Raw genomic sequence first — 24,517 nt, 5'->3', positions numbered from 1 at the left:
TTAAAGACTAATTTTATTAAGTTGGTTAAGTTTTTAAATAGATGAAGAAAAAACGTATATTACTTAAGGTCGGTTCCAATACCCTTACCAAAGAGACCAATAATATCTCAAGAGGTAAAATTGAAGATATAGCAAGTCAGATTGCAGCGCTTCAAGATACGCATGAGTTTGTTATTGTAAGTTCGGGAGCTATAGCCGTAGCTAAACAGTTTGTAAAGTTGGAGAGTAAGCAAAAAGAAGTTTTTGTAAAGCAGGCCTTGGCATCTATAGGACAGCCACACTTGATAAGGATCTATCAGGAAATTTTTAGGGAATATGGCTTATTGTCTTCGCAGTGTTTGTTATCTTATTCCGATTTTGAAAAAAAGGAAAGTAAGACCAATATTGTCAATACCATTAATGTATTGGTCAATAACAATTACATTCCTATTATCAATGAAAATGATACCGTGGCAACCGATGAAATTAAGTTTGGCGATAACGACAAATTGGGTGCGTTAACCGCTTCTTTGTTGAAAGCCGATTTGTTCATTATCGCAACCAATACCAATGGGATCTATACCAAGGAGTCTATGGAAAATGGCACACCAAAAACGATAGAACTTGTTGAAGATTTTGAAGCATTACAAAGAGAGGTTGTTAATTCAAAATCATCACACGGCAGCGGTGGAATGCAGTCTAAAATAGAGGCAGCTGCGGTAGCCAAAAAAGCAAATATTGAAACTTGGATAGTAAATGGTTTAGAGGATAATTTTATTTTGAATGCGATCGACAATAAAATACCATTTACAAAAATAAAATAAAGATTAAAAAATGAATCAAGACTGTCTTATAAGTGATTTGTTTTGTCATTCAGAATGACAATTTCAAGACAGCCTTAAAATAAAGACCAAACAATGAAACATTACACCTCCATACATGATATAGATGACATCAATTCTTGGATTGAGGACGCAAAAGCATTAAAGTCGGATCCCTTAAAACATGTAGAGTTAGGGCGTAACAAAACCCTTGGTTTGTTATTCTTTAATTCTAGCTTGCGTACGCGCTTAAGTACGCAAAAAGCGGCTTTAAATTTGGGGATGAACCCCATTGTGATGAATGTTTCGGGAGATGCCTGGGGGATAGAGTTTGGCGATGGCACCGTAATGAACGGGAATACGGCCGAACATATCAAAGAAGCAGCAGCCGTAGTGTCGCAATACTGCGATATTATTGCGGTAAGGGCATTTCCAACCTTAACCGATAAGGCAAAAGACGAAAGTGAAGAGGTGTTAAACGCCTTTAAGGCATATGCATCTGTACCTCTTGTGAATATGGAAAGTGCTACAGGACACCCCTTACAAGGCTTAACCGATGCGATTACCATTTCAGAACACGCCAAAAAAGCACGGCCCAAAGTGGTATTAAGCTGGGCGCCACATATAAAGGCATTGCCACATGCCGTAGCCAATAGCTTTACTCAAGCCATGCAAAAAATGGATGTGGATTTTGTAATCACAAATCCTAAAGGCTATAATCTGTCTCCAGAAATTGTAGGCGATACACCGGTTATTCACAATCAGGAAGAAGCGTTTAAGGATGCCGATTTTGTGTATGTGAAAAACTGGAGCAGTTATGAAGACTATGGGGAAGTATTAAATACAGACCCCAATTGGATGATTACTAAAGAGAAATTGGGAGATGCTAAATTCATGCACTGTTTGCCGGTAAGACGCAATGTTATTGTTGAAGATGCCGTTTTAGATAGCGATAGCTCTATTGTGATTCAACAAGCCAATAATAGGACCTACGCGGCACAATTAGTGTTGAAAAACATATTGGAAAGTAATAATTAAGAAATGAACGTCATTGCGAATGAGGCACGATTGAAGCAATCTCTTCACAGGAAACAGATTACTTCGTTGATGTTCCAATGACAAATTAAATGATATATGGAAAAACTATCCATAGTAAAAATAGGAGGAAACATTATTGAAGATGCATCAGCTTTGCAAGCGTTTTTAAAATTGTTTTCAAACCTAGAAGGAAAGAAAATTTTAGTACATGGTGGCGGTAAGCGCGCTACCCATATCGCTTCAAAATTAGGGATAGAATCCCAAATGGTTAACGGACGACGTATTACAGATGCCGAAACCTTAGAAGTCATTACCATGGTTTATGGTGGGTTGGTAAATAAAAATATTGTAGCCCAACTGCAAGCCTTAAATGTAGATGCTATAGGTTTAACAGGGGCCGATGCGAATAGCATCACTTCAGACAAACGCCCAGTAAAAGATGTCGATTTTGGATTTGTGGGCGATGTGAAATCGGTAGCCCATCATGCCGTAAATAAATTAATAGCGGCCAATTTCACACCAGTTTTCTGTGCTATCACCCATGATGGTAAAGGGCAACTTTTAAATACAAATGCCGATACCATCACCTCGCAAATTGCCATAGGCATGAGCCATTTGTACGAAACATCCATTTACTATTGTTTTGAATTGAATGGTGTTTTAAAAGATATAAACGATAAGAATTCAGTCATTAAGCATATCGATGCCAAATTATATGGTGAATTGTTGGAGCAAGGTATTATTGCCGATGGCATGCTTCCTAAACTAGAAAATTGTTTCGATGCCTTGCATCATGGCGTGTCCAGTATAAATATGGGGAATACATCCATGCTAACCCAAGAAAATGATAATTTTACAACGATAACCTTATAATATGACGCCACAAGAATTAACTAATGATGCGATCGATCTATTAAAACAATTAATAGAAACCCAGTCCTTTTCTTCAGAAGAAGACCAAACCGCGTTGCATATAGAAGCTTGGTTTAAGCGTTATGATATTGATTATAAACGCACACAAAATAATGTTTGGGCATTAAATAAATATTTCGATGCCAGTAAACCAACCCTGTTGTTAAACTCGCATCACGATACCGTTAAGCCAAACAGTGCCTACACCAAAGACCCGTTTAAAGCCATTGTAGAAGAGGGTAAATTATACGGTTTGGGAAGTAACGATGCCGGAGGATGTCTGGTATCCCTTATCGCAACCTTTACTTATTTCTATAATACCAAAGATTTAAAATACAATCTGGTTATTGTCGCTTCTGCCGAAGAAGAAAGCAGTGGCCCTAACGGACTGAACAGTATGTTGCCCATCATCCCTAAGGTAGATGTGGCCATAGTAGGCGAGCCAACCCTAATGAATTTAGCGGTAGCCGAAAAGGGATTGGTGGTTTTCGATGCAGTGGTAGCAGGAACACCAAGCCATGCGGCACACCCTAACGATAATAATGCCATTTATAATACCATAAATGTGTTACAATGGTTTAAAGATTTTAAATTTGAAAAAGGCTCTGAAGCTTTAGGCGATGTAAAGCTAACCGTAACGCAGGTCAATGCAGGCTCACAGCATAATGTGGTGCCAGGTCATGTAGATTTGGTAATAGACGTACGTGTAAACGATGCCTATACCAATGCGGAAATCGCCGAGATTTTACAGGCCCAATCACCATGTACGAGCATTAAACCAAGAAGCTTGCGCTTAAATTCGTCATCCATTCCTATGGATCACGATTTGGTGAAAGCAGGCGTTGCTATGGGAAGAACAACCTATGGCTCACCAACCCTATCCGATCAGGCGGTATTAAGTTGTCCGTCGTTAAAGTTAGGGCCAGGAGACAGTACGCGTTCACATTCGGCAGATGAATTTATTTATCTAAACGAAATAGAAGAAGGCATAGAACTATATATAGAACTGTTGAAACGGGTAATATTATAGTAGAACCAAGAATCAAGATATTAGAACCGAGATATAAATCCAGTCTTTATTCTAAAAGCCACTTGTGCTGAGCTTGTCGAAGTAAGTGGGCTATAATCTTGATTCTAAATTTTTAAGAATTAAAAATTTATATTGAATTGTTGAATCAGGTTATCGTTTAACGATCCTGTCATTCCTGCGTAGGCAGGAATCCATTAAAAGATAGCAAAATAATAAGATTCCCGTTTTCACGGGAATGACAAATAAAAATAAATAGATGAAACTCTGGGACAAAGGCATATCAATCGATAAAAAAATAGAACAATTTACAGTAGGCAACGATAGGGAAATAGATATCCATATTGCCAAATACGATGTTATAGCATCTAAGGCACATGCTAAAATGTTACATAAGATAGGTATTCTAACCACCATTGAATTAGAGCAATTGTTAGGCGGTTTACAGGTGTTGGAAAATGAAATTGAAGCTGGTGAGTTTGTTATCGATGCACAGTTTGAAGATGTACATTCCAAAATAGAATACGAGCTAACCACAACGTTAGGCAATGTTGGTAAAAAGATACATACGGCACGTTCTAGAAACGATCAGGTTTTAGTCGCTTGTCATTTATATTACAAAGAAAACTTAAGCCTGGTAAGGGAAAAAGTAAAGACCCTTTTTGAAACCTTATTAGATCAGGCCGAAGTTTATAAAGATAAGGTATTGCCAGGGTATACCCATTTACAAGTCGCTATGCCATCGTCTTTTGGTCTATGGTTTTCTGCTTATGCCGAGTTAATGATCGACGATGTGTTTTTATTGGATGCCGCTATAAAAACCGTCGACCAGAATCCGTTGGGATCGGCAGCAGGTTACGGGAGTTCATTTCCAATAGATCGCGAGTTTACAACTAAAGAAATGGACTTTGCAACCCTAAAATATAATGTGGTGGCCGCGCAAATGGGACGCGGTAAAAATGAGCGTACCATTTCGGCAGCCTTGGGAAGTTTGGCCAACACCATGGCGCGCTTTGCGATGGACGTTTGTTTGTATATGAGCCAGAATTTCGGATTCATTTCTTTTCCCGATGAATTAACGACCGGCAGTAGCATCATGCCCCACAAAAAGAATCCCGATGTGTTTGAGTTAATTCGTGGCAAGTGCAATAAGATACAGGCCTTACAAAGTGAAATGGTATTAATTACCAATAATTTGCCAAGTGGTTACCATAGGGATTACCAGTTATTGAAAGAAAACATGATTGCTGCTTTCGAAGAAATTAAGGATATCCTTGATATTTTCAATTACTCCATCCAGCGGGCCATTGTTAAGGATATAGACATCAACAGCGATTTGTATAAGTATTTATTTACGGTAGATAACATCAATACCTTAGTGGTAGAAGGGCAAACTTTTAGGGAAGCTTACCAAAAAATAGGAGGGCAGGTACAGGACGGAACTTACGTGCCGGATACCTCTAAAAAGCACACCCATGCAGGTAGTATCCATAACTTGTGTTTAGATAAGATTAGGGAGAAGTTTCCGAGTTAGTTGGCTCGTTTTCATAGGAAACTGCTCGTTTCAGCCAAAGGCAGACAGGTGTAATAAGTGCTAAATTGAAATGCGTCCTCTAGAGTTATAACACGAATTTAATTGCCAAAAGATTATATTGGCTTAGATAAATAGAAAATAAGTATTTGTTTATGCTGAACATTTAGCGGTAATAGGCAAGCACTAATTTTTGTGTAACACGTTGTATACAGGTTGAGGAACAAATTAAATATCTACTAGAAAATCAGGAAACCGAACGAATAATGTTTAGAAAAATAAAACTATCGGATTTTAATGATTGGTTGGAATTTCATAAAGCACCAATAACTTCCCAACATTGGATTTCTGAATTAAAAAGTCCGGAAACAGCATGTGAAAATTGGTATAAAAAACAATTTCATCGCTATCAAAACGATTTGGGAGGGATGAATGCCTTAATTGAAAGAGCTACAGGAAAGTTAATTGGACATTGTGGGCTTTTAATTCAAAACGTTGATGAAAAACAGGAATTAGAAATTGGGTATTCACTTTTACCTAAATTTTGGAATAAAGGATTTGCAACAGAGTCAGCAAAAAAATGTAGGGATTTTGCTTTTGAAAATAACTTTTCAGACACTTTAATCTCTATAATTAGCTTGACAAATAAACCATCTAAACGTGTGGCGATAAAGAATGGAATGAAAACCGATAAAGTAACTATCTATAATAAAAACAAAGTGAACATTTTCCGGATCTATAAATCGGAATGGAATAAATTAAAGACCCGAAAATAGTAATGTGTGTTGCGTATTGCTTTTAACTTTTAGGTAGTAAGTTCTAGCCTTTTCATTAATTTCATTGCGTTAATAAAGCTTACCAAAAAATCGATTAGAAATTGAGATGAAAAAACATAATTACGAAATAAAAGTTGAGTGGACCGGGAACGAAGGGGTTGGAACACTAAATTATAAGTCTTATAATAGAAACCATAAAATTGTAGTTAACGGAAAGTATGATGCAATAAATGGTTCGTCAGACCCATCATTTTCGGGAGATAAAACAAGATATAATCCAGAAGACCTTTTTTTATCTTCCTTGTCGGCTTGTCATATGCTTTGGTATTTACATTTATGTTCTGTGCACAAAATAGTAGTGACGGAATATTTCGATAATGCAACAGGGGTTATGGATGAAATAGCAAATGGAAGTGGAAAATTTACGGAGGTTACCTTAAATCCTAATGTTAAAATTACGGACCCTAATATGATTGCTAAAGCAAACCAATTGCACGAAGAAGCCAACAAAATGTGTTTTATAGCCAATTCCTGTAATTTTAAAATTGGGCATAACCCGAAAACAACAGTAGGATAAAAACGGGTTGCAGCACAAGTAACCATTACACAACATTCATTTTTATAAATACAGACACTAAAGGGTTTGAGGCTTCCTAAGACATGAAAAAAGCGCATCTCTCGATGCGCTTTTAAAAATCCCAATATTTTAATATTTGGTGACTAACTCAAAATAATTAAATAATAGTGGATTGTCCTAAATGTATGTTAGTAAAGTTTAAATTGGTTTCGTTAGGGTTGTTTATAAAATCTTCAATAAAATCGCCTACTTTATTCGTTGTTATATGGTCGTATTTGGTATTTAAGTCGGGTGTGGTAATATGTAATTGCAACGATTTATCTACCCCAGCCCTTAACAATGCCGCTTCTTCAACCAACCCAAAATGATCTAATAACATGGCTGCCGATAGAATAGAGGCAATAGGGTTGGCGATCCCCTTGTTGGCCGCTTTGGTGTAAGCCCCATGGATAGGCTCGAACATCACATGCTTATCTCCAATAGATGCCGATGCCAATAAACCTATAGACCCTACAATAACGCTGGCTTCTTCCGATAGGATATCGCCAAACATGTTTTCGGTTAAAATAACGTCAAACTGTTTGGGGTTAATAATAAGTTCCATAGCCGCATTATCAATATAGATACAATTTAAGGCTACATCTGGGTATTGGGTGGCCAATTCCAAGACAACTTTGCGCCACAGTCTGGAACTTGCAAGCACATTGGCTTTGTCTACTAAAGTAAGCTTGCCCTTTCTGGATTGGGCCGCTTTAAAAGCCTTGTGGGCAACACGTTCAATTTCGGCACGTGTATAAGTGCATATATCTGTGGCTTTATCATCACTAAAGGTCTTGTCGCCAAAATAAATACCGCTCGTTAGTTCCCTATAAATTAAAATATCTGTGCCTTTAATTTGTTTTACTTTTAATGACGATTTGTGCAATAAATCGTCGTAAGCAATAACAGGTCTAATATTTGTATGTAAATCAAAGGTTTTTCTTAGCCCTAATAGGCCTTGCTCGGGGCGTACGGTAGCCAAGGTGTCATTGTTGTATTTGGTATGTCCAATGGCCCCAAATAAAATAGCATCTGCGTTTTCACAAATGCTAATAGTGTCTTCAGGTAACGGGGTTCCCGTTTTGTCTATGGCGCAAGCGCCAACCAAAGCTGTTTTAAAGTTAAAGACATGGTTAAATTCCATAGCTATGGCCTTCAAGACCTTTACGGCTTGTGCAGTAACTTCTGGGCCTATACCATCGCCCGCTAAAACAGCTATGTCTAATTTCATTTATTTCGTATTAAGCAGAAGTAATTTCTTTGTATACTTTGCTGTTTTCAATAATTTGATGAATATCGTTATCGTCAATCTCTTTTTTCTTATCGGCAAAATTGAGGAAGTCCACGTAAACTTCGTCCAATTGAAGTTTGGTTAACTCATACCCGATATTTTTAGCTCTGTATGCTAATGCAGCCCTTCCGCTTCTTGCTGTTAATACAATGGCAGATTCGGTCACACCAACATCTTTAGGGTCTATAATTTCGTAGGTTTCCCTATTTTTAATGACACCATCTTGGTGGATTCCAGAGCTGTGTGCAAACGCATTGGCACCAACAATAGCTTTGTTAGGCTGTGTGTAAATACCCATACTGTCTGAAACTAACTGACTAATGCCATAAAGCATTTCGGTTTGTATTCCTGTATCTAAGTTTAAATAAGGGTGTTGTTTTAAAATCATGACCACTTCTTCCAGTGCAGTGTTGCCAGCACGCTCACCAATACCATTAATGGTACATTCTATTTGTCGTGCACCGTTAATAACCCCTTCAATGGAATTAGCAGTGGCCAATCCTAAATCGTTATGGCAATGGCAAGATAAAATGGCTTTATCGATGCCTGCTACATTTTCTTTTAGGTATTTAATTTTTGCACCATATTCATGTGGTAAACAATACCCTGTAGTATCTGGAATGTTTAAAACGGTAGCTCCGGCCTTAATCACGGCTTCACATACACGGGCTAAATACTCATTATCTGTTCTACCGGCATCTTCAGCATAAAATTCCACATCTTCTACAAACGATTTGGCATAGCTAACCGCTTTAACCGCACGTTCTATAATAGCTTCGCGGTTAGATTTAAATTTATGTTGAATGTGTGAATCGGATGTTCCAATACCTGTGTGGATTCTTGCTTTTTTAGCAAGCTTTAAGGCTTCTGCAGCAACTTTTATATCATTTTCAACCGAGCGTGTTAGACCACAAACAGTTGCGTTTTTTACTATTTTAGAAATGGCTTCAACCGATTTAAAATCACCAGGACTAGATACCGGAAAACCAGCTTCAATAATATCTACGCCCAAGTTATCCAGTTGTTCAGCTATAACTAATTTCTGTTCTGTATTAAGTTTGCAACCTGGAACTTGCTCACCATCTCTTAGCGTTGTATCAAAAATTTGGACTCTATTATCAGACATTTATTAAAATATATTTTCTTATTGTAGTACGAATGTATATTTTGGTTTCTTAAAAATAGAATTCATTGTGTAGTTATTACGATGTTTAAATCAGTAATAGCTTGTTTAATTAATTGTTAATCAATGTGTTGGTATGAGTTTTGTAACTATGACAAGAGAGCAAAAAGATAATTTGTTTGTGTTAATAAAGTCATTGTCTAAGTCGGAAAAAAGACAGTTTAAACTTTATGTAGGGAGATTGGGAGTTAATGAAGATTCAAAATTCTTAACGCTTTTTAATATTCTTGATAAACTTTCGGTTTACGATGAAGCTGCTATTCTTAAAAAAGGCATTGTTAAGAAACAGCAATTGTCTAACCTAAAGGCTCATCTATATAAGCAAATACTAATAAGTTTGCGTTTAAACCCATCGCACCAAAATATTAGGATCCAAATTCGAGAACAGTTAGATTTTGCTACCATCCTATACCATAAAGGATTATATAAGCAAAGTTTAAAAATCCTGGATAAGGCCAAGAATTTAGCCATTGCACACGAAGAAAAAAATGTAGCTTACGAGATTGTAGAACTTGAAAAAGTTATAGAGTCGCAATACATTACCCGAAGCATAAGCAACCGCGCCGATGAACTTACCATTCAGGCCAAAGAGTTGAGTTTGCAAAATGTTTTGGCGAGCAAATTATCTAACCTGTCTTTGCAGTTATATGGCATATTCCTTAAAACAGGCTATGTGAAAAACGATAAGGAGTATCAAATAATAACCAAATATTTTAATGACAGGCTCCCAAAATATGATATCAATACATTAGGCTTTCGTGAAAAACTGTGGTTGTACAAATCCTATTTGTGGTATAGTTTTTTAACAGTGGATTTTTTATCCTGTTATAAGTATGCTTCAAAATGGGTGGATTTGTTTTATGAAAATAAGGATATGATTGTGCTAAACCCTGTGTTCTTCTTAAGGGGTAACCATTATTTGTTAGAGGCCTTGTTTTATTTAAGACAGTACGACAAGTTTAAAAGCACGTTAACAAAATTGGAAGAAGTGACCAAGGAGAAATGGTTTCCTTTAGATGACAATAATGAAGGATTGGCCTTTTTATATGTGTATAACAATAAGTTTAACTTGCACTTCATTGAGGGTAGCTTTAAAGATGGCTTGCCTTTAATAGATGAACTTTTATCACAGCTTAAGAAGTATAAGGATAGAATAGATGAGCATCACATCATGGTATTTTATTATAAAATAGCCAGTATGTATTTTGGAGCGGGAGACACTAAAAAATGTATCTTGTTTTTAGATAAGATTATTAGCAATAAGTCCTTGCAAATGCGAGAAGACCTGTTGTGTTTTTCCCGAATTTTGAATTTGGTGGCCCATTACGAAGCAGGGTTGGATTATAATTTAGACGTATTGATTAGAAGCACTTATAAGTTTTTAATAAAAATGGAAGACCTCTATGAAGTACAAAAAGAAATTATTAAATTTTTAAGGGGCTTGGGCGATATTTATCCCCATGAAGTTAGAGGCGAGTTTATTAAGCTTCTTGAGAAATTAAAAACCTTTGAAAATGATCCTTACCAAAGACGTCCGTTCTTATATTTAGATATTATTTCGTGGTTGGAGTCTAAAATAAACAACGAGCCTATAGCCAATGTAATACGCAATAAATTCTTGGCGAACTTGGAGAAAAAGTGATTTTTTCTGAATTTTCCTTTAAAAAATTTGGATATTAAATTTTTCTAACTGAATATTTGCATCCACAAAGTTCAAAAAAAACTTGCTGAAATGTTATCAAGAAAGGTGGAGGGATTAGACCCTGTGAAACCTTAGCAACCCTCTACTTATAGAGAAGGTGCTAAATTCTACTTTATGCTGAACGGTCAATTCAGCACCTGAAGATAGATAACCAACAAAATTACTTCCGGTAATTTTTGTAATTTCTTTTTAACATTTTTCTATCAAGTACACCATAAGGTGCATTTGGATTTTTAATTAATTTATTAATAAAAAAAATTAGAAAAATGAGTACACACAATCTAGCAACAAATGCATTGCATTCAGGACATGATGTAACACAACATTCAGGAACTAGGGCAGTGCCTATTTACCAAACGACATCTTATGTTTTTAGAGATTCAGAGCATGCCGCAAATTTATTTTCATTAAAAGAATTAGGGTTTATTTATACGCGTTTAAATAACCCAACAAATCAAATTTTACAAGAACGGCTAGCAGCTGTTGAAGGCGGTATAGGAGCCGTTGTTTTTGCTTCAGGAACATCGGCAATTTCTACAGGATTGCTAACCCTGTTACGTGCTGGCGATCATATAGTGGCCTCTAGTAGCTTATATGGAGGAACCTATAATTTGCTTAATGTGACTTTGCCAAGATTGGGAATAACCACAACGTTTGTAGATGCCTCCAATCCAGAAAATTTTGGAGCAGCAGTTCAAGATAATACCCGAGCATTTTTTGTGGAATCCCTAGGAAACCCTAAATTAGATGTGTTGGATATTGAAGCAATTGCCGAGCAGTCTAAAGCAGCAGGAGTGCCGTTTATTGTAGATAATACAGTGGCCACTCCAGTGCTGTTAAACCCCATAAAACATGGGGCCAATATTGTTATCCATTCTTTAACAAAATATATTGGCGGGCAAGGGACGTCTATTGGAGGAGCGATAATAGATGCCGGAACGTTCGATTGGTCTAATGGAAAATTCCCCGAATTCACCGAGCCCTCGGCAGGTTATCATGGCTTAAAATATTATGAAACATTGGGAGCGGCCTCATATACCTTTAAGCTTATTTTAGAGGGGTTGCGCGACTTTGGTGGTGCTTTAAGTCCAACCAATGCATTTAATATTTTACAAGGCTTGGAAACCTTGCCAGTAAGGATTAAACAACATAGTGAAAATGCTTTGGCATTGGCCAAATGGTTAGAAGAACAAGATGAAGTTGCTTGGGTGAATTACCCAGGATTAGAGAGTAGTAAATACAAGGCTTTGGCCGATAAGTATTTACCAAAAGGACAAAGTGGAATAGTAACCTTTGGAGCTAAAGGAGGCTTTGAAGCTGCTAAAACCATTGCAGATGAAACTAAATTATTCTCTTTATTGGCGAATATAGGTGATACCAAATCGTTGATTATCCATCCGGCTAGTACAACGCACCAGCAATTAACAGAAGCTGAACAAGAATCGGCAGGAGTATCGGCAGATTTAATTAGGTTATCGGTTGGGATAGAAGATATAGAAGATTTAAAAGCTGATTTAAAGGCCGTATTTAATAAAATTTAAGGGTGAAACAGGAGCTGGAACATATCATTATTAAGGACTTTATCACAGGAAGTAAAGCGTTAATTCCTGAAATAAAGCTTAGCTATCAGCTGTTCGGTCTGGAGTTGGGTACGGCACCAATAGTGCTGGTAAACCATGCGCTAACGGGAAACAGTAATGTTTCGGGAGAAGATGGCTGGTGGAAAGATTTAATTGGTGACAATAAGGTTATCGATACCAAACTCTATACGGTTTTGGCGTTTAATATTCCAGGAAATGGTTACGATGGTTTTGTGATCGATAACTATAAGGATTTTGTCGCACGCGATGTCGCCAGTCTGTTCTTAATAGGATTGGAAAGGCTCAATACCGGAAAATTATTTGCAACAATAGGAGGCTCTTTAGGTGGAGGGATTGCTTGGGAAATGGCCGTTTTAAAACCCGATTTCACCGAGAACTTAATTACCGTGGCAACCGACTGGAAGTCTACCGATTGGTTGATTGCCAATTGCCAAATACAAGAACAGTTTTTACTGAATTCCAAAAATCCAGTGCACGATGCCCGTATGCATGCCATGCTATGTTACCGTACGCCAGAATCGTTTAAGGAGCGTTTTCAGCGTTCCAAAAATGAAGATTTGGAGATTTTCAATGTGGAGAGCTGGTTGCTTCATCATGGTAAAAAGTTACAAGAGCGTTTTCAATTGTCGGCTTATAAATTAATGAACCAGCTGTTAAAGACCATTGATGTTACCAAAGACCGTAAAGCCGATTTTAATGTGTTGGAACTCATCGAGGCCAACATACATATTATAGGAGTGGATTCCGATTTGTTTTTTACAGCTGAAGAAAATAGGCAAACCCATAAGCAATTGGCGGTAACCCATGCCAATGTAACCTATAACGAAATACATTCGGTGCATGGGCATGATGCCTTTTTAATGGAATACGAACAATTGGAAAAAATTATAGAAGGCATTTTTGTGCCAAATTCTAAAAAGAAAAAAATGAAAGTATTGAAGTTTGGCGGTAAGTCGTTAGCCAACGGAAAAGGATTGGAGACCGTCCTATCTATTATAGAAAATAAAGTTAATGCTGGCGAGCGTATCACAGTAGTGGTTTCCGCCAGAGGTAATGCTACCGATGACCTTGAGACTATTTTAGATGAAGCCTTAAAAGGCGAAGATTATAAAACCTCGCTTGAAGCCTTCAAAACATATCAAGTAGAACCTTTGCCTACTATAGATTTTTCTGAAGAATTTTCAATTTTAGATAAATTATTTGAAGGGGTTAGCTTGCTTAGGGATTTCAGTAAGAAAACCAAAGACGAGATTTTGGCACAAGGCGAATTATTGTCCGTGAAAATGGTTTCGGCATTGTTAAACCAACGTCAAATAAAAGCCAAGGCAACAGACTCTAGGGAACTTATTAAAACCAATGATGTTTTTGGCAATGCACAGCCCCTTTCCCAACTTTCAAAAGACAACATTAAAGCATATTTCAAGCAAAACAATGGCGATGCTGTTAATATTGTTACAGGGTTTATAGCTTCAAACGCTAAAAATGAAACCACCACTTTAGGAAGAAATGGCAGTAACTATACCGCAGCCTTATTGGCAAATTATTTAGATGCCGAAGAGCTGCAAAACTACACCCACGTAAATGGTATTTACACAGCCAATCCAGATTTGGTTGAAGATGCCAAAAAAATTAAGGAATTGTCGTTTAGTGAGGCTAATGAGTTGGCTAATTTTGGAGCCAATGTATTGCATGCCAAGACCATTATTCCGTTGGTTGAAAAAAATATCAATCTACGTATTTTAAATACTTTTAATGCAGACGACGAAGGTACCCTAATTACGGCAAAGCCAAGCTCGAAGGAAGTGACGTCACTATCGGTATTGGATAATGTAGCCTTATTGAACTTAGAAGGTCGTGGCCTGTTAGGGAAAAGTGGGGTAGATGCCCGAATATTTGGAGCTTTGGCGAATAAGGATATTAGTGTTAGCATTATTTCGCAAGGGTCTTCAGAAAGAGGAATCGGGCTCATAATTGATGCCGATAAAGCGACACAGGCCGTTATTGCTTTAGAACGTGAATTTGAAAAAGATTTCTATTCGCAGGACGTTAACAAAATAGATGTGGTCGATGATGTGTCTGTTATTTCTATTGTAGGGATAGAGCTGAGTTCGTTCCACAAGCCATTCAATGCCTTGATAAAAAACCAAATCACACCCTTGCTGTTTAATAACACGGTTACAGGAAAAAATGTGAGTTTGGTGGTTAGGAAAACCCAGTTACATAAAGCCTTAAACGTTATCCATGGTGAGATTTTCGGAATTTCAAAAAAGATAAATATTGCTATTTTTGGACATGGTGGTGTAGGTGGCGCCCTAATCAACCAGATTTTAAAATCTAAGGACGATATTGAAAAGCGAAAGGGAGTTAACTTAAATGTGTTTGCTATTGCCAATTCCAGAAAACTCTTACTTAATAAAAATGGCGTGGATGCCAATTGGAGACAAAATATTGAAACCACGTTGCAAGAAAGTAATGTTGAGGATGTTATAGCTTTTGCTAGAGCACACCATTTAGAAAACTTGATTGCGGTAGATAATACGGCAAGTGCGGCATTTCATGATAACTATGCCCCTTTGGTAGATGCTGGTTTCGATTTGGTGTCGTCCAATAAAATAGCCAATACTATTTCTTATGATTTCTATAAAGATTTACGTGTTCATCTAAAGGGACATAACAAACAATATTTGTACGAAACCACAGTTGGTGCAGGGTTACCATTAATAGATACCATTAAATTGTTGCACGAATCTGGAGAGAACATTACAAGAATACGCGGTGTGTTTTCAGGGACTTTAAGTTATTTGTTCAATAATTTTTCGGTACAGGACAAGCCGTTTAGTGCTATAGTTCAGGAGACTATCGATAAAGGATTTACGGAGCCAGACCCTCGTGAGGATTTTTCAGGAAATGATGTGGCAAGAAAGTTATTGATTTTGGCTAGGGAATTGGATTTACAAAATGAATTTGAAGATGTTTCGGTTCAAAATTTAATCCCAGAAGCCTATCAAAACATTTCGGTAGCCGAATTTTTGGGGCAACTGGATGTTTTAGATGAAGAATTCCAAAAGATAAAAGACAGTCAAAAGCCAAACCACGTGTTGCGTTATGTAGGTGATTTGTCGGGCGATTTGTCACAGGACAAAGGGAATTTAGAAGTGAAATTGGTATCTATTCCAGAAGATAGTACTTTAGGACATGTAAAAGGAAGTGATGCCATTTTTGAAATATTTACCGAAAGTTATGGCGAACAGCCTATTGTAATACAAGGGGCAGGAGCAGGAGCCGAAGTAACGGCCAGAGGTGTTTTTGGAGATATTTTAAGATTATCTAAACATATAAATTAGAGAAGAACTTCTCAAATTATTTTGAGATTTCAATTGAGATTGTCATTCCCACGAATGTGGGAATAAAAGAAAAGGAGTCACTTATATACGAATGAATAAAGCAAATTTGTGAATTCGTGGCAAAAAAAGTAAAACAAAATGAGCAAAAAATTTGAAACTTCAGCAATACGAACTCAAACGGAAACGACACAGTTTTCAGAACATTCAGTGCCCTTGTATTTAACATCGGGTTTTGTGTTTGATGATGCCGAGGAAATGCGCGCCTCATTTGCTGAAGAAAAACAACGTGATTTATACAGTCGTTACAGTAATCCCAATGTAAACGAATTTGTAGAGAAGGTATGTGTGATGGAAGGAGCGGAGAGCGGTTTTGCTTTTGCTAGTGGCATGGCAGCAGTATTTTCAACATTTGCTACATTATTGGATGCGGGTGACCATGTGGTGTCTTGTAGTTCGGTATTTGGAGCTACTCATGGATTGTTTACAAAATATTTCCCCAAATGGAATATCGAGTGCTCGTATTTTAATATCAACGAGGTAGAAACCATAGAAAGCTTAATTAAGCCGAACACAAAATTTTTATATGCAGAAACCCCTACCAATCCTGGGGTTGATGTTATTGATTTAGACTTATTAAGTGCTATTTGCAAAAGGCATAATATACTCTTGGTTATAGATAATTGTTTTGCAACACCGTACTTACAAAACCCTATTAAGCATGGTGCCGATATAGTTATACATTCTGCCACTAAACTAATGGACGGACAAGGACGTGTATTAGGTGGCGTTGCTGTGGGCAAAAAGGAATTAATACGGGAAATTTATTTGTTTTCACGTCTTACAGGACCATCTATGAGTCCGTTTAATGCATGGGTATTGTCAAAATCTTTAGAAACATTAGCGGTAAGGACAGAAAAGCACTGTGAGAATGCCCTTAAAATAGCTGAGTTTTTAGAAAGCCATCCTAAAGTGAAATGGGTGAAATATCCGTTTTTGAAGTCGCACCCTAAATACGATATTGCCAAAAAACAAATGCGATTGGGAGGGAATATCGTTGCTTTTGAAGTTGAAGGAGGTATAGAAGGTGGGCGTGCATTTTTTGATAATATAAAAATGTGCTCGTTGTCGGCTAATTTGGGAGATACAAGAACCATTGTAACCCACCCGGCAAGTACAACACATGCTAAAGTAGAGCCAGAAGTAAAAGCGGCTGTTGGAATTACCGATGGTTCGGTGCGTATATCTGCAGGCTTAGAGCATGTAGACGATATTATTGCCGATTTGGAGCAGGCACTAGGTAAGTAATACTTTTTATGTTTGATGATATTTTTCTTGTTAATTGATGTATTTTGTAGATAAAGTAATATATTAGCTGTTGTCTAATATGGATTACATTTATTAAAAACCAACCAATGAAAAAAGTATTTAGTCTATTATTATGCGCATTATTATTGAGTAATTGCGCTTCAGTTCTTAATGGGAAACAGCAAAAGGTAAGTGTTCAAACTAAGAGCAGTAAATCTATAGTATATGTAAATGGAGTCAAACAGGGGGAAGGTAAATCTGTTGTTTCCAAGCTAAGAAGGGATAGAGGTGTAAAACAAATTAAGATTGTTACCGAAGGGTATAAAGATGAATATCTAGTTCATTACCAAAATCAAAAATCGCCATTATACATAATGTCATGGGTTCCTTTTGGACTTCTTTTTTATCCTCCATTTTTGGATTATGGCCCTAAAAGTTTTAATTATAAAAGAGAAGTAATAAATAAAAACAAATTAATTCCAATTGCATAAAAGAGCGAGGGTCAAAAGTTTTTATTTGTTAAGAATACCGAGTTTGATATAGATGAAAAAGATCTTAAAATTAGAAGAATAAGACACCGTGCACTAAAGAAGAACAAAAAATACAAATTCAAGGAAATTGATTCGAATAATGAAGATATAAGCTTTGATAATTCTATTTTTACAGAATCATTAAATAATATTTTGTTGAAGTATAAGTATACAGATTCTACAAATACTATTTTTAAAAGCAAATCTAATTCATCGTATTTAAGTGCTAAAATAAGTAAATTAGATATACAATTAGTCCATCAAAGGGCTGCAAGAACGACGATGGCCTTTGTTAAAGCAGATGTAGGGATAGAATGGAGTTTTTTAGATTTTTATGGGCAAAATTTATACAAAAGGAAATTTGATGCTGTTTCAGGAGAGTTTTCTATAGATTATAATAAAAAAGAAACGGCGACTATGGCTGTTAATGATGCAATATCGAAATCATTTTTAAATTTCATAAATGATCAAAAAGTTCAAGATTTTTTATCTAAGGAAAGTAATGTTATTGCCCCTAAGATGGAAGTTATAGAGTTAAGTAAAGGGAATGCGGTAAGTAATTTAGAAGATGCTATAAAGGCAGCATTGACAGTAAAAGTAAAAGAGGGGCATGGTAGCGGATTTGTTGTAAGTAATGATGGTTATTTGATTACTAACTTCCATGTTGTCGCTAATTCTAAAGATGAAATTACCGTATTGACCAAAGAAGGAAAAAGTCTTAATGCTAAATTAATTAGACAGAATGAAGATTTAGATTTAGCGTTACTTAAGGTTGATAATACTTTTGAAAAACATTTCAATTTGCCCGACAAAAAGAATTATAGTATGGGTGATGATATTTTTGTCATTGGGACTCCAAAATCGATAGAACTTGGTAATACGATGAGTAAAGGTATTATTTCAGGAGACAGAGAACGTGAAGGGATTAAGTTAATTCAGACTGATGCCAGTATTAATGGTGGAAATAGTGGCGGGCCTATGATTAGTAAGAAAGGAGAGGTGCTGGGTGTCGTTAATGCCAAATTATCTGGTTTTGGAATTGAAGGACTTGGATTTGCAATTCCTGCTGATTTAATTAGTGAAGCACTTTCTTTAAAATAGATTATAAGTCAATTTATTTAAGTTTAAAAGCTGGTTTACTCAAAACCTTTTTTGAGTTGTATGTGATTTCTTATTGCTTAGTATAATTCATTAAATCAATTATAACCTAAGTGAGATGGAATATTTCCAAATGGGTGTTTTTAGAAAGTCACCCTAAATAAAGATGAGGTAAATAACCGTTTTTGAAATCGCACCCTAAATACGATATTGCCAAAAAGCAAATGCGATTAGGAGGAAATATTGTTGCTTTTGAAGTTGAAGGTTGTAAAGCAGGTGGGCGTGCATTTTTTGATCATATAAAAATGTGCTCGTTGTCGGCTAATTTAGGAGATACGAGAACTATTGTAACCCACCCGGCAAGCACAACACATGCTAAAGTAGAGCCAGGAGTAAAGGCGGCAGTAGGTATTACCGATGGTTCGGTACGTATATCTGTAGGCTTAGAGCATATAGACGATATTATTGCCGATTTGGAACAAGCCTTAAATTACGTTTAATTTTTACAGTTTAATGGGTGTTTTTAAATCTGTACAAAGCTTCCAAAAAGTAATAATCTGCATAATTTAAGGGGACATCAATTTCAACACCATGAGGGAGACTTCCAACAGAATGCTTTAATAAAAATCCAGCATTGGTTCCCTTGTCTGCAAAATAGGGCGCTTTGCATAAGTTGGTCATGATCTCGTCCGCAAATTGCTTGTATTGCTGTCCTTTGTCGTCAAGATAAGTAATTAACTCATATAAAGCAGAGGCCGCAATTGCAGCAGCAGAGGCGTCTCTCGGTGTTTTTTCTAGGGCTGGAGCATTATAATCCCAATAAGGGATTTTATCCTTAGGTAAGTTAGGATGATTTTTAATGTATTCAGCTATTTTTAGAGCTTGATCTAAGTACCTTTTGTCTTTTGTTTCTCTATAACAAACGGTGTAACCATACAGCCCCCAAGCTTGACCTCTGGCCCAGGCAGAATCGTCAGATAGACCTTGATGCGTGTTTTTGCTCAAGACTCCACCATTTACTGTATCATAATTTAATACATGGTAAGAACTGTTGTCCGGCCTAAAATGATTTTCTAATGTTTTGTTAGCATGTGAAACCGCTATATTGTAATAGGTAGAATCACCAGAAATTCTAGTGGCGTGAAAAAGCAATTCGAGGTTCATCATGTTATCAATAATTACTGGACAGTTCCATTTTTTTGAAGCATCCCAAGATTGAATAATACCTGCATTAGGACGGAATCGCGTCGCTAAAGATTTAGCCGTTCTAACAATAACACTATCAAATACCTTAGAAGGTGTTCTTTTTAAGGCGTTTCCATATGAACACTCAATAATGAATCCTACATCATGATTACCTTCCCAATGTTTAATAGAATCTAACTTTTTGGTGTATTCTAAAGCTAAATTCTCCCATTTGGGGTTATTGGTTAATAGGTTTAAATACCATAACGAACCAGCATAAAAACCACTGGTCCAATCGTAAATGCCTACTAATTTTACTTCGTCTTTATTATTAGTGGTTCTAGGAATAAATTTTTTGCTTTCAAACGTTGAAATTATAGAATCCGAAAGCACTGTATATTGTGCTTCTGCATTTTCTATAATAGTATTATCCAAATTAAAGGATATGGGAGTCTTATCGTTACAGCTAATAACAGCCAAAGTGATAATTAAAAAGGCAAAGTAAAAAGAGGTTTTGTTCATGGAGCTTAATTTATGTAAACAACACTAGTAGATAAACGCTTTGTTAACAGAACAAATATAGGAAAATTTTATACAATCGATTGTATACTTTATATAGACTCAACTTAATTGAGTCATATTTTATAGCCAATAATTTATTTAATCGTTTTAAGTTAATTATTTATATTAGCAGCATGCTATCCAAAAAAACAAAATACGGCTTAAAGGCATTGACCTATATTGCTAGAAGGGAAGAAGAAACTCCGGCACAGGTTGGGGAGATCGCTAAAAGTGAATCGATTCCGCAAAAATTTTTGGAAAGCATTTTGCTTACCCTTAGAAAGGCAGGTATACTAGGGTCTAAAAAAGGAAAGCATGGGGGGTATTACCTTAGAAAAGCACCATCCGATATATTAATGACCGAAGTGATGCGTGTCTTAGAAGGACCTATAGCTATGGTGCCCTGTGTGAGTTTAAACTTTTACGAAAAGTGCGATGATTGTCCCGATGAGAATCTTTGTAGTGTTCATAAACTCATGATCCAAGTGCGCGACAGTACACTACAAGTATTTAGAAATACCACTTTAGCAGATCTATCTGAAAAAAATAGCTGATAATTTCTTAAAATAAGCCTGTTTTATTTTCAATCTTATCACTTAATCCATAAAAACGCACCTTTTTCCTAAAAAAATGTAAAACCAGTTTGTTATCTAATAAAAAGTTTTACTTTTGTAATCCCTATTAAATCGATAGGATTAATATTAAAATTGAATTCAAATGATTATTGATGCCATTTTAAATAAGAACAACAAGGAAACAAAAGTGATTGATATCAACAGTGCTGAAGCTGAAAATTTATCAATAAGTGAAGCGCAGTCTTCAGAAAAAGTAAAGCGTAGCTTAGCTAAAACAATTAGCTGGAGGGTTATAGGTACTCTGGATACCTTGGCTTTATCTTGGATTATAATAGGAGAGGTTGAAACTGCTGCGGCCATTGCTTCAGTAGAGTTTGTATCGAAAATGATACTGTATTTCTTTCACGAGCGCGCATGGAGTAATATAAAATGGGGAAAATAATGTTTACCGAAAGTCAAATAACAGAACTAAACGAGGCCTTAAAAAATGCTTCGCCAGAAGAGATTATAAAAAAGGCATTTGAGCTTAGTGAGGATACTGTGGTTACCACAAATTTTAGACCTTATGAAGCGGCTATTTTACATGCGGTAAGCCGTGTTGAAGCTAATATTCCAGTAGTTTGGTGCGATACAGGTTACAATACGCCACAAACTTACCGTCATGCAGAACAGGTTATTAAAGATTTGAATTTAAATGTTCATTTGTATGTGCCTAAGCAAACTGTAGCCCATCGCGATGTAGTATTGGGTATTCCAAGTGTTGATACGCCAGAGCATGATTTGTTTACCGAGCAAGTGAAACTGGAACCTTTTAGAAGGGCAATGGAAGAACATAAACCAAAAGTATGGTTTACCAACCTGCGTCAGGGGCAAACAGCATTTAGAAATAGTATAGGTATTTTTAGTTTAAGTAAAGACGGTGTTTTAAAAGTAAGTCCGTTTTATTATTGGACTGATGAAAAACTGGATGCTTATTTAGAAGAGTATGGCCTTCCGAATGAATTTAAATATTTCGATCCAACAAAAGCATTAGCAAATCGAGAATGTGGTTTACATGCGTAATGAATTAGGGAGTATTAGTAAGAACGAAAAAACATTTGTATGTTAGTGGCAAGTGAAAAAAATATAAAAATGAATAGAGACACATCACATATCAATTCGCTAGAAAACGAAGCGATTTACATTATGAGAGAAGTAGCAGCACAGTTCGAGAGACCTGTTTTGTTGTTTTCGGGAGGGAAGGATTCTATAACCTTGGTGAGGTTAGCAGTAAAAGCGTTTTATCCAGCCAAAGTGCCATTTCCTTTAATGCATATCGATACGGGGCACAATTTCCCTGAAACAATTGAGTTTAGAGATAGATTGGTTGAAGAGCTAGGGTTGGAATTGATTGTTAGAAACGTTCAGGATTCAATCGATCAAGGTAAGGTAAAAGAAGAGTCTGGGCGTTACGCGAGTAGAAACATGTTGCAAACTACAACGCTTTTAGATGCTATAGAAGAATTTAAGTTCGATGCCTGTATTGGTGGTGCCCGTCGCGATGAGGAGAAAGCAAGAGCAAAGGAACGTATCTTTTCTGTGCGCGATGATTTTGGACAATGGGACGAAAAAAACCAACGTCCGGAGTTATTCGATATGTTAAATGGTCAGATTGATTTAGGACAAAACGTACGTGTGTTCCCTATTTCAAACTGGACAGAATTAGATGTATGGTCTTATATAGAAAAGGAGAATATCGAAATCCCTTCCATCTATTTTGCCCACAAGCGTAAAGTATTCTTAAGGGATGGTTTAATATGGTCTGCAGATGATGAAGTAGTATATAGGGATGATCATGAAGAAGTGATTGAGGAAATGGTACGATTTAGAACCGTAGGCGATATGAGCTGTACGGCTGCAGTATTGTCTGAAGCTACAACCATTACAAAAGTGGTTGAGGAAATTAGGGATTCTTCAATTTCTGAACGCGGTGCTCGTATAGATGATAAACGTTCTGAAGCCGCTATGGAAAAACGTAAACAACAAGGATACTTCTAAAATTAGAAGTGCAAGGTTAAAAGTAAAACAAGATGTTACCCTGAGCATGGTCGAAGGGTCTTATAAAATAAAATTTAAGCCAATAAAGCTTAGGGCTAATAGCTAAAAATAAAATGGAAGTATTAAAAATAGCAACCGCAGGAAGTGTAGACGATGGAAAAAGTACCTTGATAGGGCGTATTCTTTATGATACCAAATCGTTGACTACAGATAAACTGGAAGCCATTGAGAAGACAAGTAAACAACGTGGTTACGATTATTTGGATTTTTCATTGGCAACCGATGGACTAGTGGCAGAAAGAGAACAAGGAATCACCATAGATGTGGCACATATCTACTTTTCAACAGCTAAGAAAAGTTATATTATAGCCGATACCCCAGGACATGTAGAATATACACGTAACATGGTAACGGGAGCTTCAACATCTCAAGCATCTATTATTTTAATTGATGCCAGAAAGGGTGTGATTGAGCAGACTAACCGTCATTTTTTCATCAATAACCTATTACGTATTAAGGATGTAGTAGTGGCGATCAATAAAATGGATTTGGTAGATTATTCCGAAGAGGTTTATAACAAAATCAAAGCCGATTTTTCGGAATTAATGAGTAAGAGAGATTATCAAGATCAAAAAATAACATTCATTCCTGTAAGTGCATTGAAGGGCGATAATGTGGTTCACTTATCTCAAAAGATGCCTTGGTATAAAGGAGAAGCCTTATTGGAGCACCTTGAAAAATTAGATAAAGCAGATATTTTTAACGTAGGTACACCGCGTTTTCCAGTGCAATATGTAATACGTCCTAAAACCGATGAATTCCATGATTTTAGAGGTTATGCAGGAAAAGTATATGGCGGGAACTTAAGTGTTGGTGATGAGATTATTGTATTGCCATCTAAAACCAGATCTAAGATTAAAGACATCTATTTTTACGATCAAAAATACGAAACCGCTTCAAGGCGATCATCGGTAACCATTACGTTAGAAGATGATATTAATGTAAGCCGTGGCGACATGATTGTTAAGGAAGGGGATTTACCAAGTATAGACAAACAATTTACGGCCAATGTATGTTGGATGGATACCGACCAGTTAACACCAGGAGGAAAATATGTAGTGCAACATGGCGTCAATAAAGTATTAGCAAAAGTAGATCGGATCAATTATAAGATCCATCCAGATTATTCTGGTATTGAAAGTGACGTAAGCGGATTGAAAATGAACGATATCGCTTCGGTAACCTTTAAATTAAATAAACCTATTTTTTACGATCAGTTTAAAAACCATAGAACTAATGGTTCGTTTATCCTAATCGATACACAATCCAATAGTACTGTAGGAGCTGGGTTTATTCAGTAAGATTAAAAATTAATAATATTTCCTTTAGGAAAAGTCAGGTAGAG

At 36.5% G+C, this 24,517-nt stretch carries 21 protein-coding genes, 1 pseudogene and 1 riboswitch; of the genes and pseudogenes, 19 read left to right on the top strand and 3 right to left on the bottom strand.

Annotated features, from left to right (window positions below; genetic code table 11):
* The first annotated feature begins 41 nt into the window (after positions 1 to 41).
* The 7 genes from proB (at position 42) to MR062_RS03610 (ending at position 6,661) form a co-directional block, all read left to right on the top strand.
* Positions 42 to 803, top strand: a complete 762-nt coding sequence (proB, locus tag MR062_RS03640; RefSeq protein ID WP_242202723.1) for a glutamate 5-kinase — start codon at positions 42 to 44, stop codon at positions 801 to 803.
* Positions 804 to 896: 93 nt separating this feature from the next.
* The gene (locus tag MR062_RS03635) at positions 897 to 1,838 is read left to right on the top strand and encodes an N-acetylornithine carbamoyltransferase (RefSeq protein ID WP_242202722.1); all 942 of its coding nucleotides are present in this window, start codon (positions 897 to 899) and stop codon (positions 1,836 to 1,838) included.
* 96 nt (positions 1,839 to 1,934) lie between these two features.
* Positions 1,935 to 2,711, top strand: a complete 777-nt coding sequence (gene argB / locus MR062_RS03630) for an acetylglutamate kinase (protein ID WP_242202721.1) — start codon at positions 1,935 to 1,937, stop codon at positions 2,709 to 2,711.
* A gap of 1 nt (position 2,712) precedes the next feature.
* Entirely contained in the window at positions 2,713 to 3,780 is a 1,068-nt protein-coding gene (locus tag MR062_RS03625) for a M20 family metallo-hydrolase (RefSeq protein WP_242202720.1), read from the top strand.
* 256 nt (positions 3,781 to 4,036) lie between these two features.
* Positions 4,037 to 5,311 (top strand): argininosuccinate lyase, encoded by a 1,275-nt coding sequence (gene argH, locus MR062_RS03620; RefSeq protein WP_242202719.1) that lies wholly within the window; start codon positions 4,037 to 4,039, stop codon positions 5,309 to 5,311.
* Between the two features lie 263 nt (positions 5,312 to 5,574).
* Positions 5,575 to 6,084 (top strand): GNAT family N-acetyltransferase, encoded by a 510-nt coding sequence (locus tag MR062_RS03615; protein ID WP_242202718.1) that lies wholly within the window; start codon positions 5,575 to 5,577, stop codon positions 6,082 to 6,084.
* A gap of 106 nt (positions 6,085 to 6,190) precedes the next feature.
* Entirely contained in the window at positions 6,191 to 6,661 is a 471-nt protein-coding gene (locus MR062_RS03610; protein ID WP_242202717.1) for an OsmC family protein, read from the top strand.
* Between the two features lie 157 nt (positions 6,662 to 6,818).
* On the opposite strand, the gene leuB is transcribed toward MR062_RS03610, so the two are convergent.
* A complete protein-coding gene (gene leuB, locus MR062_RS03605) occupies positions 6,819 to 7,931 on the bottom strand; it encodes a 3-isopropylmalate dehydrogenase (protein WP_242202716.1) in 1,113 nt (370 codons plus the stop codon).
* 10 nt (positions 7,932 to 7,941) lie between these two features.
* Positions 7,942 to 9,117 carry a 2-isopropylmalate synthase gene (locus MR062_RS03600; protein WP_242202715.1) on the bottom strand — a complete coding sequence of 392 codons (1,176 nt, stop codon included), beginning with the start codon at positions 9,115 to 9,117 and terminating at the stop codon, positions 7,942 to 7,944.
* A 148-nt stretch (positions 9,118 to 9,265) separates the two neighbouring features.
* Between MR062_RS03600 and MR062_RS03595 the strand changes: the two genes are divergently transcribed.
* The 7 genes and pseudogenes from MR062_RS03595 to MR062_RS03565 form a co-directional block, all read left to right on the top strand.
* Positions 9,266 to 10,816 carry a hypothetical protein gene (locus MR062_RS03595; RefSeq protein ID WP_242202864.1) on the top strand — a complete coding sequence of 517 codons (1,551 nt, stop codon included), beginning with the start codon at positions 9,266 to 9,268 and terminating at the stop codon, positions 10,814 to 10,816.
* 90 nt (positions 10,817 to 10,906) lie between these two features.
* Positions 10,907 to 11,030, top strand: a riboswitch (SAM riboswitch).
* A gap of 112 nt (positions 11,031 to 11,142) precedes the next feature.
* A complete protein-coding gene (locus tag MR062_RS03590; protein WP_242202714.1) occupies positions 11,143 to 12,417 on the top strand; it encodes an O-acetylhomoserine aminocarboxypropyltransferase/cysteine synthase family protein in 1,275 nt (424 codons plus the stop codon).
* A 2-nt stretch (positions 12,418 to 12,419) separates the two neighbouring features.
* On the top strand, positions 12,420 to 15,821 hold the full coding sequence (gene thrA, locus MR062_RS03585) for a bifunctional aspartate kinase/homoserine dehydrogenase I (RefSeq protein ID WP_242202713.1): 3,402 nt from the start codon (positions 12,420 to 12,422) through the stop codon (positions 15,819 to 15,821).
* A 138-nt stretch (positions 15,822 to 15,959) separates the two neighbouring features.
* Complete coding sequence (locus MR062_RS03580) at positions 15,960 to 17,126, top strand: trans-sulfuration enzyme family protein (RefSeq protein WP_242202712.1); 1,167 nt, start codon at positions 15,960 to 15,962, stop codon at positions 17,124 to 17,126.
* A 107-nt stretch (positions 17,127 to 17,233) separates the two neighbouring features.
* Complete coding sequence (locus tag MR062_RS03575) at positions 17,234 to 17,617, top strand: hypothetical protein (RefSeq protein WP_242202711.1); 384 nt, start codon at positions 17,234 to 17,236, stop codon at positions 17,615 to 17,617.
* Between the two features lie 195 nt (positions 17,618 to 17,812).
* Positions 17,813 to 18,757: a S1C family serine protease gene (locus MR062_RS03570; RefSeq protein ID WP_242202710.1), complete on the top strand. Its 945-nt coding sequence runs from the start codon at positions 17,813 to 17,815 to the stop codon at positions 18,755 to 18,757.
* A 176-nt stretch (positions 18,758 to 18,933) separates the two neighbouring features.
* Positions 18,934 to 19,254: pseudogene (locus MR062_RS03565) on the top strand (PLP-dependent transferase); the annotation flags it as partial.
* A 10-nt stretch (positions 19,255 to 19,264) separates the two neighbouring features.
* Here MR062_RS03565 and MR062_RS03560 read toward each other — a convergent pair.
* Positions 19,265 to 20,461: a glycoside hydrolase family 88 protein gene (locus MR062_RS03560; protein ID WP_242202709.1), complete on the bottom strand. Its 1,197-nt coding sequence runs from the start codon at positions 20,459 to 20,461 to the stop codon at positions 19,265 to 19,267.
* 173 nt (positions 20,462 to 20,634) lie between these two features.
* Between MR062_RS03560 and MR062_RS03555 the strand changes: the two genes are divergently transcribed.
* The 5 genes from MR062_RS03555 to MR062_RS03535 all read left to right on the top strand — a co-directional run bounded on the left by MR062_RS03555 (position 20,635) and on the right by MR062_RS03535 (position 24,473).
* Entirely contained in the window at positions 20,635 to 21,054 is a 420-nt protein-coding gene (locus MR062_RS03555) for an RrF2 family transcriptional regulator (RefSeq protein WP_242202708.1), read from the top strand.
* Between the two features lie 163 nt (positions 21,055 to 21,217).
* Positions 21,218 to 21,517: a DUF2061 domain-containing protein gene (locus MR062_RS03550; RefSeq protein WP_242202707.1), complete on the top strand. Its 300-nt coding sequence runs from the start codon at positions 21,218 to 21,220 to the stop codon at positions 21,515 to 21,517.
* Positions 21,505 to 22,137: a phosphoadenosine phosphosulfate reductase domain-containing protein gene (locus MR062_RS03545; RefSeq protein WP_242202706.1), complete on the top strand. Its 633-nt coding sequence runs from the start codon at positions 21,505 to 21,507 to the stop codon at positions 22,135 to 22,137. Before MR062_RS03550 ends, MR062_RS03545 begins: the two co-directional genes overlap by 13 nt.
* Positions 22,138 to 22,206: 69 nt before the next feature.
* Positions 22,207 to 23,112 carry a sulfate adenylyltransferase subunit CysD gene (gene cysD, locus MR062_RS03540; RefSeq protein WP_242202705.1) on the top strand — a complete coding sequence of 302 codons (906 nt, stop codon included), beginning with the start codon at positions 22,207 to 22,209 and terminating at the stop codon, positions 23,110 to 23,112.
* Between the two features lie 113 nt (positions 23,113 to 23,225).
* The gene (locus MR062_RS03535) at positions 23,226 to 24,473 is read left to right on the top strand and encodes a sulfate adenylyltransferase subunit 1 (protein ID WP_242202704.1); all 1,248 of its coding nucleotides are present in this window, start codon (positions 23,226 to 23,228) and stop codon (positions 24,471 to 24,473) included.
* The last annotated feature ends 44 nt before the right edge of the window (positions 24,474 to 24,517 follow it).

It is taken from the genome of Aestuariivivens insulae (genome assembly GCF_022662195.1).
In the GTDB taxonomy this organism is placed as follows: domain Bacteria; phylum Bacteroidota; class Bacteroidia; order Flavobacteriales; family Flavobacteriaceae; genus Aestuariivivens; species Aestuariivivens insulae.
Note: the sequence above shows the minus strand (reverse complement) of the source record. Positions and strands in the feature narration are given on the sequence as shown.